This window comes from Streptomyces sp. Ag109_O5-1, from assembly GCF_003814875.1.
Lineage (GTDB): Bacteria > Actinomycetota > Actinomycetes > Streptomycetales > Streptomycetaceae > Streptomyces > Streptomyces sasae.
On record NZ_RKQF01000003.1, the window covers coordinates 70,603 to 85,239 of the forward strand.

The 14,637-nt window shown below is 67.8% G+C and carries 11 protein-coding genes; 8 read left to right on the top strand and 3 right to left on the bottom strand.

The genetic code is table 11. The features are described from left to right. Window positions 1–537: 537 nt before the first annotated feature. The 4 genes from EDD90_RS54790 (at window position 538) to EDD90_RS58460 (ending at window position 4,649) form a co-directional block, all read left to right on the top strand. On the top strand, window positions 538–1,341 hold the full coding sequence (locus EDD90_RS54790) for a hypothetical protein (protein WP_123980705.1): 804 nt from the start codon (window positions 538–540) through the stop codon (window positions 1,339–1,341). Window positions 1,342–1,352: 11 nt separating this feature from the next. Continuing rightward, entirely contained in the window at window positions 1,353–2,210 is an 858-nt protein-coding gene (locus EDD90_RS54795) for a hypothetical protein (RefSeq protein ID WP_123980707.1), read from the top strand. A gap of 57 nt (window positions 2,211–2,267) precedes the next feature. Then, complete coding sequence (locus EDD90_RS58455) at window positions 2,268–3,398, top strand: biotin/lipoyl-containing protein (RefSeq protein ID WP_123982967.1); 1,131 nt, start codon at window positions 2,268–2,270, stop codon at window positions 3,396–3,398. Between the two features lie 921 nt (window positions 3,399–4,319). Next, entirely contained in the window at window positions 4,320–4,649 is a 330-nt protein-coding gene (locus EDD90_RS58460; RefSeq protein WP_260328895.1) for a DUF6207 family protein, read from the top strand. Here the strand turns inward: EDD90_RS58460 and EDD90_RS54805 are convergent. Next, window positions 4,547–6,793 (bottom strand): sel1 repeat family protein, encoded by a 2,247-nt coding sequence (locus EDD90_RS54805; RefSeq protein ID WP_123982969.1) that lies wholly within the window; start codon window positions 6,791–6,793, stop codon window positions 4,547–4,549. The two genes, EDD90_RS58460 and EDD90_RS54805, sit on opposite strands and share 103 nt — an antisense overlap. Window positions 6,794–6,915: 122 nt before the next feature. On the opposite strand from EDD90_RS54805, the gene EDD90_RS54810 reads away from it, so the two are divergent. Further along, complete coding sequence (locus EDD90_RS54810; protein WP_123982971.1) at window positions 6,916–7,113, top strand: hypothetical protein; 198 nt, start codon at window positions 6,916–6,918, stop codon at window positions 7,111–7,113. A 106-nt stretch (window positions 7,114–7,219) separates the two neighbouring features. Here the strand turns inward: EDD90_RS54810 and EDD90_RS54815 are convergent, their stop codons facing one another. Next, window positions 7,220–9,091 carry a pentapeptide repeat-containing protein gene (locus tag EDD90_RS54815; protein ID WP_123982973.1) on the bottom strand — a complete coding sequence of 624 codons (1,872 nt, stop codon included), beginning with the start codon at window positions 9,089–9,091 and terminating at the stop codon, window positions 7,220–7,222. A 488-nt stretch (window positions 9,092–9,579) separates the two neighbouring features. Here EDD90_RS54815 and EDD90_RS54820 point away from each other — a divergent pair, with 488 nt between their 5' ends. The 3 genes from EDD90_RS54820 (at window position 9,580) to EDD90_RS54830 (ending at window position 12,310) form a co-directional block, all read left to right on the top strand. Continuing rightward, complete coding sequence (locus EDD90_RS54820; protein WP_123982975.1) at window positions 9,580–10,059, top strand: hypothetical protein; 480 nt, start codon at window positions 9,580–9,582, stop codon at window positions 10,057–10,059. A gap of 190 nt (window positions 10,060–10,249) precedes the next feature. Next, on the top strand, window positions 10,250–10,639 hold the full coding sequence (locus EDD90_RS54825; RefSeq protein ID WP_123982977.1) for a hypothetical protein: 390 nt from the start codon (window positions 10,250–10,252) through the stop codon (window positions 10,637–10,639). Between the two features lie 177 nt (window positions 10,640–10,816). Next, on the top strand, window positions 10,817–12,310 hold the full coding sequence (locus EDD90_RS54830; RefSeq protein ID WP_148098585.1) for a HEPN domain-containing protein: 1,494 nt from the start codon (window positions 10,817–10,819) through the stop codon (window positions 12,308–12,310). Window positions 12,311–12,485: 175 nt separating this feature from the next. Here the strand turns inward: EDD90_RS54830 and EDD90_RS54835 are convergent, their stop codons facing one another. Next, the gene (locus EDD90_RS54835; RefSeq protein WP_123982981.1) at window positions 12,486–14,573 is read right to left on the bottom strand and encodes a DNA methyltransferase; all 2,088 of its coding nucleotides are present in this window, start codon (window positions 14,571–14,573) and stop codon (window positions 12,486–12,488) included. Window positions 14,574–14,637: the final 64 nt, after the last annotated feature.

Here is a 14,637-nt window from a genome sequence, read left to right on the forward strand (position 1 = left end):
CACCGCGTTTCCCTGGGGGGCAACTCCTGTTTCTCACCGATGGCGGGGAACTGGCCGACCTGGGACGGGCGAATTTCTACCACGTCCTGAGAGACGGCTCCCGGCAGCTCGGCCAGCCCACGCTCGCTGACATTCTGGCCCGCCCGCCAGCTGCGCTCCAGCCGCAGTGTGCTCTGCCGGTGCGGGATCGCACAGGGGAGGGGCTTGATGTAAGGGGCCTGGAAGAAGGGGGCGACCTACAACACGCTCGTCACCGTCTTCGTGTCGTAGCCGGGCAGACAGGCTGGAGGCACTGCACGGACGTTCGTAGCCTTGAAGTGAGGTCTGTGCGGAATCGCGACCTGACGCGTTCAAGATTCTTTGCCGGTACACCCCCGTCTCGGGACCGAGAGGCGTAGGCACGAGCCCCGGCCCCCTAAGGAGGTCCCCGTGTCCGACTGCACCCCTTCCCCGGACGCCCGAACCCCTCAACCGTCATGGTTCCGCAGCGCGCGGGATATCACGGAGCTTGGGAAAGAGCCAGATACCGAGCGGCGGGTGAAGTCCCTCCATACTGCCGGCGCCGCTATGGAGCGGATCCAGCGCGCGAACGTGGACCAGTTCGTTTTTGGTGAGCGCCCGCTGATCGTTGGTCCTGACGGTTACGGACACGTCTTCTATGAGCACAGCAGCTACACCCCACCGGCCGTCTCCGCGGCCATCCACGCTCGCCACTTCGCTCTCGGGCGCAAGGAAATGCCGCGCGGAGCGGTGATGCCCGTGGCGGAGGGCACCCCGGAGGAGATCAGCGCTCGCAATCCGTTCGACGCATTCAACCAACAGCACCTCGTAGTCCCCGGGGGCCCCCAGTGGCGGGAGGCCGCCTCAACCGCGGTCTGCGAGCCCTTCTGGACCACCGGCATGGACGGAACCAGAACCATTGACGAGCAGTTCGTCGCCCTGATGAGGGCCGAAGTACGAATGATTCACCGGCAACTGGTGCCGGTGTGGAGGCACAAGATCAACGGATTGCGGGTGCTGCAGTTGGAGGCTCCGCTGTGGGCGGGTGGTCTGACGCTGCTGGATGTGGTGGCCGGCGAGCTGCGGATGGAGGGCCTGGTCTTCGAGACGGCTTTCGACGACCCGCGGGTCGATGCCGTGCTGAGGGGTCTGACGGAGGACGAACGGCGGGTGGCGATGGCCTGGGCCCACCCCTACGCGGACACCTGGACCGAGGCGGCCCGGCTCGCGGGTGCCGCCGATCCGGAGGCCTTCGGTGAACGGGTCCGGCGCAAGCTCAAGCGGCTCGGCAGCGAGTACACCCGGCGGCGCACCTCGGCCCTCCAGAAGACGGTGGCCTAAGGAGGCAGGACATGTCCGATAACGTCTCCTCCCCGAAGGCCCGGAACGGTGAACCGCGGGAGATCCGTTGTACGCGAGACGCCCGGGAGCTTCACGCCCAGGGCGTGTATGCCGAGGTCGAAGTGACGGGGCCCGCACGATACGCCGTCGACCGCTTGGAGTGGAACGGCTACAACCCGTATGTGGTGGTCGCCGAAGGCTATGGATACGACTTCACCGGCGACCACCCCGGCCCGCCCGCCATCACCGCCGCCATGCGTGCCACCCGCTGCGAGTTGAGGGTGCGGCCGCTGTTGCTGGAGGACGTCTCGGACATGGCCAGCGGGAGGAACTTTCTCGATGATTTCAACCAGCGGCATCTGATGGTGCCAGGAGGACCGCAGTGGCGAGAGGCAGCTTCCACCGCACTCGCCGAGAGCTGGTCTGTTGCGTTGGATCCGGGCATGAGCATCGAGGAGGTGTACACCCGCATCGTCCGGAATGACGTGCGCACGGTTCACCGGCAGCTGGTGCCGCTGTGGAGGCACAAGGCGAGCAGTGCGCGGGTGCTGCAGCTGGAGGCTCCGCTGGGAGGCAGCGGTCTGACGCTGCTGGACGTGGTGGCCGGCGAGCTGCGGACGGACGATCTAGTTTTCGAGGCCGGCTTCGACGATCCGCGCATCGGCGCTGTGCTGGCCAGGCTCACCGTGGAGGAGCGGCGGGTGACGATGGCCTGGGCCCACCCCTATACGGACAGCTGGACCGAGGCGGCGCGGTTCGCCGGGGCCACCGATCCGGAGGCATTGGGGGAACGGGTGCGCCGCAAGCTCAAGCGGCTTGGCATCGAGTACGCCCGTAGGCGCGCCCCTGCCGGCGATGAAGAGCGTTAGCGGGTTCGCCTCTTCCCCCAGGACTGAGATCAGGTGCACGCCCTTTAAGGACCTCCCATGACTCACACTGCCAGCCGACTACGCGAGTTCCGGTTGCCCGATATGAACGAGGGAATCACGGAGGCTGAGATCGTTCGCTGGTACGTAAGGCCCGGCGACACGGTCGTCGACGGCCAGATCGTCTGCGAAATCGACACGCTCAAATTCGCAGCGGAACTTCCGATCCCATTCAACGGGGTGGTGCATGAGCTGCGGTGCGCGGAAGGCGAGACGGTGGCTGTCGGAACGGTCGTCATCACCGTCGCGGACGCGGACGCGGCGGCACCACCTCCGGCTCCACAGTCCAGGTCGAACTACTCTCCCTCCCCGGATGCCCGAGCCCGCCGACAGCAAGAACTCAGCCTCTCGTGGGGCGTCCCCGAAACGGAAGTACGCGACGCCGAGACGTCAGGTAGGAACCCCTTTGGGCATGACGCCTTCCATTTCGGTGACCGACCGCTTGCCGTAACTACTGACAGCTACACCTACATGCCTTATCCCGAGGCCATCACGCCGGCTGTCTCCGCCGCGCTGCGCGCTCGTGACTTCGCGCTGCAGATCCCCGAGCCGTCCGAGGGCCTCTTGCGGCAAGGGGGGACGAGCAATCCCCTGGATGACTTCCTTCAGCGACATCTGGTGCTGCACGGGGGGCCGAAGTGGCGGGAGGCGGCTTCCACTGCCCTCGCCGAGGACTGGTTCGTCGAACTACCCGAGTCCAGAACCATCGACGAGACGTTCGTCCGCTCGATCAAGCCCGATGTGCAAACGATTCATCGACAACTGATGCCAGTGTGGGAGCACAAGGTGAGCCGGTTGCGGGTGCTGCAGTTGGAGGCTCCGCTGGGAGGCAGCGGTCTGACGCTGCTGGATGTGGTGGCCGGCGAGCTGCGGATGGAGGATCTGGTCTTCGAGACGGCTTTCGACGACCCGCGGGTCGATGCCGTGCTGAGGGGTCTGACGGAGGACGAACGGCGGGTGGCGATGGCCTGGGCCCACCCCTACGCGGACACCTGGACCGAGGCGGCCCGGCTCGCGGGTGCCGCCGATCCGGAGGCGTTCGGTGAACGGGTCCGGCGCAAGCTCAAGCGGCTCGGCGACCGGTACACCCAGCGCGCCGCAGCCGTCCGTAAGACGGAACCGGGCCGGTGACGTCGTGCTGCCCCGACCCGCGGATAGCTTTGAAGACCCGTGGCGGATGCGATGTAGCCGGGCTCAAGATTTTTTGCCGGTTGACCCGTTTTTGGGGCCTGAGAGGTGAAGGTGCACGTCCTGCCTAAGGAGGCCCATGTACAACCGCACCGCTTCTCCGGATATCCAAGCCCTCGCCCCTACTCGTCGAGGAGGTGAACGAGTGAACCCTTGGCGAGCCTTCGCGGTCCATGTCTTGGCCGCCGTCTGCGGACACCTGCTGTTCTGGACGCTGACCCTCGTGGTCCCCGTGCTGGCTGCCTGACCCTGTGACCCCTGGTTGGTCGCCCGAGCCACAGGAGTCAGGAGCCGCGCCCCCGTCACTGAGGTGAGGAGGTTACGAGACGAGCCTAGCGCTCGTCATGGGCGGTGTGGCTGCGGCTGCACCGCCCGACTTGTGCTCCGCTCCTGGTCAGCCACCTCGTACTGAGGACCGCGTACGTAGATCAAGCGAGCGCTGAGCGATCCGCCGGACCGGCCCGAGTACAGGGAATCAGACAGCGCCAGCCCGGACGGCACCAAGCGCGCGGCGGGACTCCTGAGCGAAGCGCTGACCTTGGGGTCTGGTGATCATTTCCGGATTTTTGACCGTGGTGTGGCGCGGCTCTGAGCTGGGGGTTTGTGGAGCTGCAGAAGCTGGAGAGGTCCTGAAGTGCGATTTCAGTGATCGTCTCGGAATGCAGTGATCGGCGCGGGATTTTCTTATGTCTGCGTGGCTGGACTGGGGCGGCGACGGCCCCTGACGGCCTGCCACTCGGTCGGGTGAAGACACACTGCGGCGGAACCCTCCCGGGGACACACGGCGTAGTGCCGTACATGAACGAAGTGCGCGTAAGCCGGCTGGCCTGGTCGACGTCGCGGCCGCTGACGACGCCACCGCGCTTGCCTTCCAGCAGCTGCTCGCCGACCGGTGGGCGACGGCGAGCAGCGGAGCACACGACCCGGAACGCGGGCGAGCCCGGCGTTCGGTTGCGCTGCTACCTGGACCTGCGCCAGCAGCTCACCTACCACGGTTGCGGGGAGATATCCCGGGGTGAGCGCCGCGAGCACCCGTTCACCTCCGTGGGCAGCCGGAAACCCACCTCCGGCGAGGCCGAGGCCCCAGCTGTTCATTCCCACGGCTGTGCGGGCGTGCCATCCGGGTCCAACCCATGTGGCCATCGATCCTGCAGAAACTGCCAGAGCCCGCCGAAGTCGGCAACGCATCGATAGAGGACTTCTGCGGCGTCTTGGTTTCCTGAAGCCTCGCGCATCTGCGCCACAGCGACCAGAGCGCTGGTGTTCCCAGCCTCGGCGGCCTGCACAGCGAGGGCCTCGGCGGTCTTTTTGTCTCCAGCCTGTTCGCGCATGCGTGCCAGGGCGACCAGAACGCTGGTGTCGCCAGCGTCTGCGGCTTGTCGGGCCAGGGCTTCGGCCGAGTCCCGGTCTCCGGCTTGCTCCCGCATCCGTGCCAAGTTCATTCGGCCGTCCGGAATGCCAGCGTCGCTCGCCCTCTGATAGAGGGCTTCAGCTGTGACAAGGTCGTTAGAACTCTCGCGGATCCACCCCAGCGCCACCAGTGCGACTCTGTAGCCGGCATCCGCGGCGCGCTGGTAGAAGGCCTCGGCAGCGCCTATATCCCCGATACGCTCTCGCCGTCTTGCCAAGGCAAACAGTGCCTCCGGGGCGCCGTCGTCGGCGGCCTGTAGAAGTAAAACCTCGGCCGATTCCTGGTTCTCGACCCTCTCGTGCAGCTGCGCGAGCAAAAAGAGAGGCACCTCGCTGGCGTCCGCGACCTGTCCACCGGAGCTTTCGGCTGTGCTCTCTTCGTGTGGCCTTCTCCGTTCAGGTGCCACCACGATGCTGGCGAGATTCTCGGCTCGTTCAGCGAGAGCAGGCCCGTGCCTGCGGGCCTGATGTCGGAGGTGCAATGCCCAATGGTTGCGGTAACGGAATCGCGCTGCTTCAGCGAGATTTAGCAAGTCGTCCATGTCGGTGAGATGGGTGTGGGCAGCTTGCCAGAAAGAGGCGGGTGGGCACAGGCGTCGGCGGGTGGCGCGGCCGTGTTGTTCGAGGTAGTCAGCAAGTCGGAATACCGGCCCGGCTGTCGGGTGGGAGGGCGTGGCGATCGGTGGGGTTCCGGGCGTGCGGCGCTGGGGGCGGGGGCTGGCGCGGCGTAGGGGGGCTTGCTTCCCATGAACCAGGTGTGCGAGTTCAGCGAAGGCAGCTTCTGCCCAGTCGTCGGTGAGCTGGTCGTGGTCGATGTCGGAGAGGTAGTCGAGGGCGGCGTCGGTGAGGAATGCCTGGGGGAGGTGGAGGGCGACGCCGAGGCGGCGTGCGTCCATCGCCGCTTCTAGTACGGCTTTGGCGGCCGGGGTGCCGCTCTGGTAGCGGTGCAGGAGTTCGGGGGCTCCGGCCAGGTCCTGTGTCAGGCGTCCGTCGGCACTGGCGCGGTTGAGGGCGTCGGCGAGCAGCCGATCGCCGCCCTTGGCGAGGACGTTCGCAGCGGCCAGAGCCGGAGCGTCGAACGTGTCGGGGACCGTGAGGGTGCGGCCGGTAAGCAGTTCCCGGACCCGGCTATGCGGGTCCGGCCCGTTTGGGGTGGGCAGCGCGGTGTACTGGGCGGCGTACTCGGGCCACAGCGTGCCCAGCACCAGCACCGGCCCACGCTCCGGTTGGACGAGCAGACTGTGCACGGCGGCCGCGATCCGTTCGCCGGTCCTCGGGTCGCCGAGGTAGTGCTGGGCCTCGTTCAGCCAGACCACGGTCCGTGGCCGGACGCGGTGCAGGTCGTCGAGCGCGGCCTCGGCGCGGGTCGGGTCGAAGGGATGCCACAGCCGCCACCCCTTCTCGGCCAGTGACTGGACGGCTTCCCAGCAGGCCCGTGTCTTCCCGGTGGAGGATGTGCCGACCAAAACCAGCATCCGGCTGTGGCCCTCCCCGGCCTCGCGCACGGCGTCCGCCAGGGTCCGGTCGTGTTCGCGGGGCACATAGCCGGGCAGGGCTCGCTCTTCCGGCGAGCCGGATCCGGGACCGGCCGGGGCGGGACCGGCCGGGTGGACTTCCAGAGCGTGCGGCTCCCACTCACCGATCGGCCTGCCCGGCCCCGACCCGGACCCCGCATCCGAGGCCGCCGCGGTCCGCTGCAGCTCCAGCAGCTCCTGCACGGGGAGTTTCAGTGCGCGGGCCAGTGCCGCCACCGTCTTTTCGGACGGCACCCGCCCGTCGGCCCCGAACGCCTCCGACACGGTCGTACGCCCCAGCTGTGCCCGGGTGGCGAGTTGCGTCTTGTCGAACCGGGCCCGGGCCAGTCCACCGTTCAGTCTCCTGCGCAGCTCGGTCAGTGCCGGATGGTGTTCGCTCTGCTCGTCGTGCACGTGCTCGCCCCCGGGCCGTGATGTGTTCGCCGCTGTTCATCTTCCTCCCGGCGAACCCCGGCGCACACCGATTCCGCGACCTTCAACCATGTCAACACCTCACCGTGCGCAGGGAGCCTGCCGTGAACGTCGCCGTCGTACTGCTCACCACCGCCCTGGTCGTCGTGATCTCGCTGCTGGCCGCCGTCGGTGTCGCCGTACTCGCCCGCCTGGACGGCGCCAGCTACCCCACCGCCCTCAAGCAGGCCGCCACTACGTTTGCTGCAGTCATCACTGTTGCCGCAGCCATGACTGCAGCCCTCGCCGCTGTTTGTACATGAGCGGGTCCACCGGTGCAGCGACCCCGCGTAATAGGCAGAAATCTTCCGCGCGATGGCTCATGTGGGTTCGGGTGCAGCGATTGCTTCAGTGTCGGGTGGCAGTGGGTCAGCGTTTGACGCGGTTGCGGACGGCGAGGACCGCGAGGCCCAGAAGGACGGGCTCGGCCAGGCGGGAGGTCATCTCGATGTAGGTGCCGGCGGTGGTCAGGTCCTGGTCGGCGGAGCGGAAGACCACCGAGTTGAGCGTGACGTTCAGGGCCTTCTCGAAACGCTCGTCGGTGAACCGGTTCCCCGTGGGGTTGTGCGGTTCGTCCTTGTCGATCTCGAAGGTGACCGTGCCTCCGCCGACGGGGACGGTGCCGGTCGCTTCCTGCTTCGGGGCGTCCTTGGGGAGGCCGACGCTCATCAGGAGCACGATGGTGACGAGCATAGCGGCGGCGAGCCAGCCCAGAGCCCGGGAGGCGCGCAGGCCGTAGCCGGACAGCGCCCAGTAAGCGGTCAGAAGGCTTCGCTCGCTTCGGGGGATGTCGTCGGCGTGGCGGCGCATCTCCATCTCTCCGTAATAGAAGTCGGCGGCCCCAGGCTCATGCTTGCCATCCTCGAACGCTTTGCGCAGCGCGCGGTACACCGGTGCCAGTTGCAACGGCCCGACGCGCCCGGCGCCGAACACTGCCACGTTCCAGCCCCGGGCAGCCGCTGGCTCGCTCGCGCGCCAGTGGTGTTCTTCGGCGAGGGTGCGGCGCTGGGTGAACCGTACGGGGCGCCAGCCCCGCCAATGCACTGAGGGCGGCACCGTGTCGAAGATGCAGGCACCCTCCAATCGCAGCTGGTCCAGGTGCACGGTTCCGGTGAACAGGCAACCCACGAGGTCGACGTCGGCGAGGACCAGGTGGGCCGCGTCCACCCCGCGCAACGAGGCCATCCGCACCGCGGCGTCGGGCGCATCGGCAAGAACCTGTTCGTCCACCGTCTGTCCGTCGGGGAGTACGAAGGGGTTGGCCTCCGCGGCGATCGTGAGGGGGTATTCGAAGACAGCGTGGGCGAAGTCCACTGTGGCGTAGCGCAGACGTAACTCGGCCGTTGATGTCCAGCGGGTTCGCAAGCACTCCAGCCGGCGCGCAGCGAACGAGAGGTTCGCTGGGCTGCTGAACGTCGCCTCGGAGAGCACAAACCGCCCGGCGCACACCAAGGGGCCGAGGGTGACCAACCGCTCGAAGGTCGCCTCATCGAACCTAGCGTCGCCCTCGAAAACTGCCGACCGGAAGTGGGCGGCGCCCTGGAAGGTTGCGTACCCGAATGAGGCGTGACCCTCGAAGGTCACCTGCCCGAACTGGCCGGTGCCCTGGAAGGCCGCCCGCACAAAAGAGGCGTCCTGGAAGGTCGCCGAGTCGAACTGGGCGAGGTGCTCGAAGGTCGCCGAGTCGAATTTGGTAATGCCCTGGAAGGTCGCCGAGTCGAACCATGCGAGGTCGTGGAAGGTCGCCGATCTGAACCCGGCGTAGCCCTGGAAGCTCGCCGTGTCGAAATGGGCGTAGCCCTGGAAGCTCGCCGACTCGAAGCGGGCGAGGCCCTGGAAGGTCGCCGAGTCGAACCACGCAAGGCCCTCGAAGGTCGCTGAGTCGAACCACGCGTGGCCCTGGAAGGTCGCCCTTACGAATTGGGCATCGTCTTGGAAGGTCGCCGAGTCGAACCGGGCTTCGCCGAGGCGGGGGTGTCCGGTGGCGGGGTCGATGAGGGCGTCGAGGAGGGCATCGAGAAGGGGTTCGGTGAAGGAGGTGCCGCGATGGTCGATGTCGGCGCCGGGTGTCAGGCCATCCAGGTAGGCGTCGCGGTCGGCGTCGGCCAGATGGGCGAGGCAGACGGTGTGACCAGGGGCGTGAATGCCGCGGCAGCCGACCGTGTCCTCCGGGGTAGTGCCGTGGCCACAGTGCGGCCAGTCAGGCGGAGTCGGGGACGGTTCAGGGCTCGGGTGTGGCATACCCGAAGGGACGATTGAGCACGGTCGATGGTTGCCGAGCTCGCCTCCGAATGCGGCGGGCGCGTGCCCGGGCGGTGAGCTGGTGGAGGTGGTCGATCCAGCCATGCATGAACACCTCCGCCCCGCTCTGTTCGGCCCCGGGCAGCCGCAGCAGCCCCTCCCCGGTGTCGGCCTGTTCGGTGAGTACCGACTCCAGCCAGGTGGCGACGCGGCGATTTCAGGGGTGAGGCACATGGTCAGGGCGTGCACGACGCCTGACGGGTTGATCATCAGGGTGGTTACAGTAGCAGCGGGCTCGGGACAAACGCCTGGTCACGGCCCGGGAAGAGCTCGACAGCTGCAGCGCAGGGCCAGCGGCCGCTACTGCAACACTGCAGAGAAGATCGCCGCCCGCATCGGCGTGATCGCCAAAGCCCGCCGCGTCACTGGCTGCCTGCGTACCTCCATCACCACCGACGCCACCGGACGGCCCACCTTCGACTGGCACTTTGACCAAGACGTCCTCCAGGCCGAAGCCGCCGTCGACGGCTGGTTACACGCGGCTGACCACCCTCACCCCCGAACATGCCGACACCGCAGAGGTACTGCGGTGTTACAAGGGCCAAGGCACCGTCGAGCGCCGCTACGGCGACTTCAAGGGCCTCCTGGCAGCCACCCCCGTCTTCGTGCAGGACAACAAGAGGGTTGCCGCACTGGTGACGGTGATCGGCCTGGCCCTGTTCGTGTTCTGCCTGATCGAGCGTCAGGCCTACCGGGCCCTCGGGGGCGACCAGAGGATGCCCGGGCGCTATCCCGGCAACCAGCAGGTCCGGCCCACTGACCGGATGATCTTCTACCATCTCTCCAGCCTGCGGCTACGCGTCGTCGGCGCCACCGACCCGACCACCATCGTCATCAGCCGCGGCGTCCAGCTCCATTTCCTCGACCTCCTCTGCCTGGAACCGACGCATCCCGCTGGCCAGAGCTGAACGAGTTACCCGTGGCGTGCCATGGGCCATCCTGGGGGCGTTGACGGCATAGCCCACAACCAGGGGCGCGCCGCCCGTGCAGGTGCGCGTCCTTCCCTCAGTGTCGGTGGGCGTACGGAGGATGACCAAGTGGCCGCCGGATGCACGTGACCTGTGGCAAGCTCATCTCCCTGGGGGAGAGGAACGACTGATGACCCGTTACCAATGCGGATCGTGCTCGTATCAGAGCGACCATCTCGGCGAGGCTCAACAGCACTCGCACCAGACGGGCCATGTTTGCATCGGCAAGGACGGTGCCGGGCCAGCCGGAGGTAAGTTCGGCAAAGCCAAGGGCGTGGTTAAGGTCGGCGCCAGCGTTCTGGCCGCCACCACCATCGGGGTCCTCACCTGGAAGTACAAGGGGCTTCAGGAAGAGCACGAGGAGCTCCAGACGAAGCACCAGGGGCTCTTGTCCATGGCTGCGGGACTGGTCGTGCAGTTGGCGGAGTCGACGGCGGAGAACGAGAGCCTGAAGTCGGAGAACGACTACCTGAAGTCGGCCACCGGTGCCTCGAAGACGCTCAAGAGCTACGACTGCTGAGTGAGGGCGTACTGCGGGTAGTGCCACTGGCGGACGGGTGCCCCAGAGCTCGATGCCGTTGGAAGGTCGAGCGGGTGTCGGCCCAGCCCGGTGCTAGACCCGTTCTCCGCAGGTCACCCATGCGAGAAGATCAACTGATCGCAGCGGGCCAGCCACCGATCAGCGCAGCGGTCCGAGTTGCAGAACAACGTGGGAACGGCCACTCAGGCCGGGAGCTGTGGCCTGGTGTTGGGTCTGGCGGGCGGCGAGGGTGCGCTATTTTCGTACCGTATGGAAGTCACCTCCCCACTGCGTCAGGCCGTCCTCGCCTGGCTTGAACAGGCACGGAACCTGCCCTCGATACCCCAGGCAATCACCGATGTAGCACTGTCGACGCAGCCAGAGTTCGATGCCGTGATCAACGCGGTGGCGGGCGCCGCGCCGAAATCCGAACACCGCGACCTGTACGGCAAGGCCGATGACGACTGGGCGCCCCGATGGTCCACGCTCCTGAGCGGATCAGGGCTGGGGGACGCAACCCGTCTGGTTGCCCAGGGGGCGACGGTGCCGGTGGAAGAGGTTGCGGACAGCTTCGTCGCCTTCTGCACGGCGCCCGCGCCGGCAGTGGAGGACTGGCTGTTGCTGACTGGCGACCTCCCCGAGGGGGCACGGATCCCGCTGGGCCGGTACACCCTGCAGACCTTCTCCGTCGACGAACTGAGGCAGTTGGGTCCGATGCCCGCCCTTTACGGCCTTCAGCCGGGCGGGCTCGACCTCCGTCTCCTGGCTGGTGCGCCGTTCGTCCACGCCCCCGATCCGGACCGTGCCTCGGACCGCAGTGGCGCGCCCTGGTTCGATTTCACCGGCCCGCGGCCGGAGGCCGGGCACTGGAGGGCGCTGCTGCCGCTGATCCTGTGGAGTCCCGAACTCCTGCATGTCGACGCGGTGTTCGACGTTGAGCGCGGTCGCGAGTTCGGGCTGCACCCAAACCACGTGCCCACCACCCTCCAGATCTACGAGGACCATGACGGCAGGCAGGAGGAAGTGGAGGTCCGCGAGACTGGCACCTTCCACGTCCCCCAGGCGCAACTCCCGCGCCTGCAAGCCTTCTGCGCCGCCGTGACCGCAAAGATCGACGCCGTCATGGACGGCGCCATCAGCAGCCGAAGGCTGCCCAGGAGGCGCGCCCTGCGCTTGGAGCGCGCGGCCCGGCACCTGCTGCAGGCCCACCAGCGCACCCACAGCGACTACGGCGTGTGGGAGCAGGAGGCTGACGAGCTGCACCTGGACTACGTCATCACGCTGGAAGCCCTGATGGCTAGCCCCGACGACAAGCACGAGGGTGTCAGCGAAAGGATCCGGTCCCGTGCAGCCGCCCTGTTCCTTACCCCGTCCCTGCGCCAGCAGGTCGAGACGATTGTGCAGGAGGCGTACAGCGCGCGCTCCAAGTACGTGCACGGGGACGTCCTCAAGGACCAGGAGGAGAGCGAGAAACTGGCCGCCCTGCGTGACCTCAGGCTGATCGTGCGGCAGGTTGTTCTGCGCTGGCTCGTCCTCACCCCCTGCGACACTGAAGACCTCGCACCCCTCCTCGACGCGGCTGCTGCCGGCACCGGCCGCGAACGCGCCATCGACGAACCCCTGCGTGCCTTCTTCCGCGCAACGCCGCCGCAGGACCGCCTCGGGCTCTGAGCCGGACCACAGCGCCGGTCGTGAGCAGTACGACGCGGCCCGCTGTTCCTCGGCAGGTGACTGGCAGCAGTGCGAGGGCAGTCGCCGGCGGGTGGTCCGCGTGCTGGTGCCGTACTCGGTCCTCCTCTCTGGCCAGGGCCAGGCCGGGAGGTGGCAGGCACCGGCACCGGGGGAGTCAGGTGGTGTTGAATTCCGCTACCGCCGCCGTGGCTCGCTGGTCTGCCTCTGCTTGCAGGGTCTCCCAGTCGGCGGCCACCTGGCGTGTTCCTGTAGCCAAGACCGCGGCGCGTACGGCGGTGCGGACATCGCCGGGACCCACCCGTAGCCCGGCTCCCCTAAGGCCCTGGATTTCCGACAGCGCCTGCGCGGCGGCCTGGTCGAGGTCGGGGGCTGCCCCGGCAGACGTGCTGGCAGCATCCCGGCACAGCACGATGACGTCGATGCGGTTGGGCTCCGCCGCTGCGGTCTTGGAGAGACTGGTCGCCACTTCGGCGATCACGGCGCGGGTGGTGGTAACGGTGAAGCCGGCGTCGGACAGCGACCGCATCAGAGCGCACCAGCCCGTGGTCTGCGACTGGTGGAAGCTGAACAGGAGGCAGCCGCCGGGCTTGAGGACGCGCCGGCACTCGCGCCAGACACGGGCTGCGGTGGCTTGGAATCCATCAGGGGAGGCGTTCTGCACTTCCTGGACGGCCCGGGTGCTGGGCATGTCCGGGTAGCCCTGGTAGGGGCGCATGGCGCTGAGCCACGCGTGGAAGAAGTCCGCAAGTTCCGAGTAGTGGACGTTATCGACGTAGGGGGGGTCGGTGACGATGAGGTCCACGCTGTTGTCGGGGAGATCCGTCTGTGAGGCGTCGCCGGTGGTGGTGTAGGCCGTTGCGGGATTCCGCACGAACTGCTGCCACGTCGTGCTCAGGGGGCGGGCGACGGGCAGCGAGGACTGGTCAACGGCGAGGACCCGGCCGGCCTCGGCCCTGAAGTCCAACGGGGTGCTCTTGTACTGGGCCGCTTTGTGCAGCCGGGTGAGCACCCCGGAGAACCCGGCCGATCCCCCCTGGGCGCCCCAGGGGTCTCCCTCGACGCTGCACCGCTCCGGTCGCAGTACGTGGTTGTGGAAGACCGAGCGGACCGGGCCGGTGCCCTCCCCCTTGTAAGAGCAGAACAGGTTGTGGTGTTCGACGGTTCTGCCGAACGATGCGATGAGCGCCTCGCGTTCCGCGGACGCCCCGGGGAGATCGCGCAGGGCCGCGCCGATCAGTCCCAGGCTGTAACGCTGGCGCTCGTTGAAGAACCGCTCCCAGGAGTCGTACCCCCAGCGCAGCGCCTGGATGGTGCTGACGCCTTCCTCCAGCGCGCCGAGCGGGCGTACGAGCTCATCGGGGGAGGTGTCGGCGAGGGACTTCGCTGCCTTGTCGTACAGGCAGAGGTCGAAGTCGTCGATCGCCCGGTACTCACGCTGGCCGTCGGCGCGCAGCACCAGCTTCGCGTACATGCGCCGCTCCGGGACGGCGCCGTTCAGCGCGGCAATGACAGGGGTGCGGTGACCGTGGCGGCACGTCATGAACCGTCCACGGGCGGCCCCTTGGAACGAGAAGGCCATGCCGCAGGCGGGACAGTGCCCCCTCTCGTCCTTGCTCAGGTCGGTGACGCAGACGCCCCGGCAGCCCGGGCATACGGCCTGGGCGCGCGGGTGCCTGCGCGGGTATGCGTGGCGGGCGAACACTCGGGTGGTGAAGAGCTCCACGTCCTCGCCGCACTCCGGGCAGTACGCGAGGGCGACCCAGAAGTAGTGCAGGACCGGCTCGTTGGAGGCGGTGCGGTGTAATTCCTGGACGGGACGGGCGCACTTCCTGACGACCTGCCCGAAGAGGTCCGCGAGCACCTCTAGATCCCATGGTTGCAGCGCCTGCCGCTGGGTGAGCGTCGCGACGGGGTTGATGTCGCGGCCGACAACAGCGGCCCCGAGTTTGGCCGCCTCGACGAGGGTGGTGCCCGATCCGGCGAAAGGATCATAGACGACGAGCCCTCGCAGCCTGGCCTCGGCGTCCGCTACAGAGTCGTCCGGCCCGGACACCGCAGCCAACAGTAAGTGGCGTGCGACGCTGCCCAGGCGCCTCGCCCACCACTTGTGCACGTAGGTCGCGGGCCGGTGCACCTCCTTGCGCCACGACTCGTGCTCGGCGATCCGGCTCCACTCCACTGGCGCCGGCCCGGCCTCGAGAAGTGACACCGGGGGAAGGCCCGCCCCTGGCTTCTCGTTCATGTGTACGCCCCCGGTGGTCCGAACCCGGATCCACCGCCCTCGGATTGGGCAGGAGCAGGTGACG

Bases quoted from the DNA above. Each gene is read 5' to 3' on its own strand.
- EDD90_RS54795 (WP_123980707.1), top strand. From the start codon at position 1,353: ATGTCCGATAACGTCTCCTCCCCGAAGGCCCGGAACGGTGAACCGCGG.
- EDD90_RS58455 (WP_123982967.1), top strand. From the start codon at position 2,268: ATGACTCACACTGCCAGCCGACTACGCGAGTTCCGGTTGCCCGATATG.
- EDD90_RS54815 (WP_123982973.1), bottom strand. From the start codon at position 9,091: ATGCCACACCCGAGCCCTGAACCGTCCCCGACTCCGCCTGACTGGCCG.
- EDD90_RS54825 (WP_123982977.1), top strand. From the start codon at position 10,250: ATGACCCGTTACCAATGCGGATCGTGCTCGTATCAGAGCGACCATCTC.
- EDD90_RS54835 (WP_123982981.1), bottom strand. From the start codon at position 14,573: ATGAACGAGAAGCCAGGGGCGGGCCTTCCCCCGGTGTCACTTCTCGAG.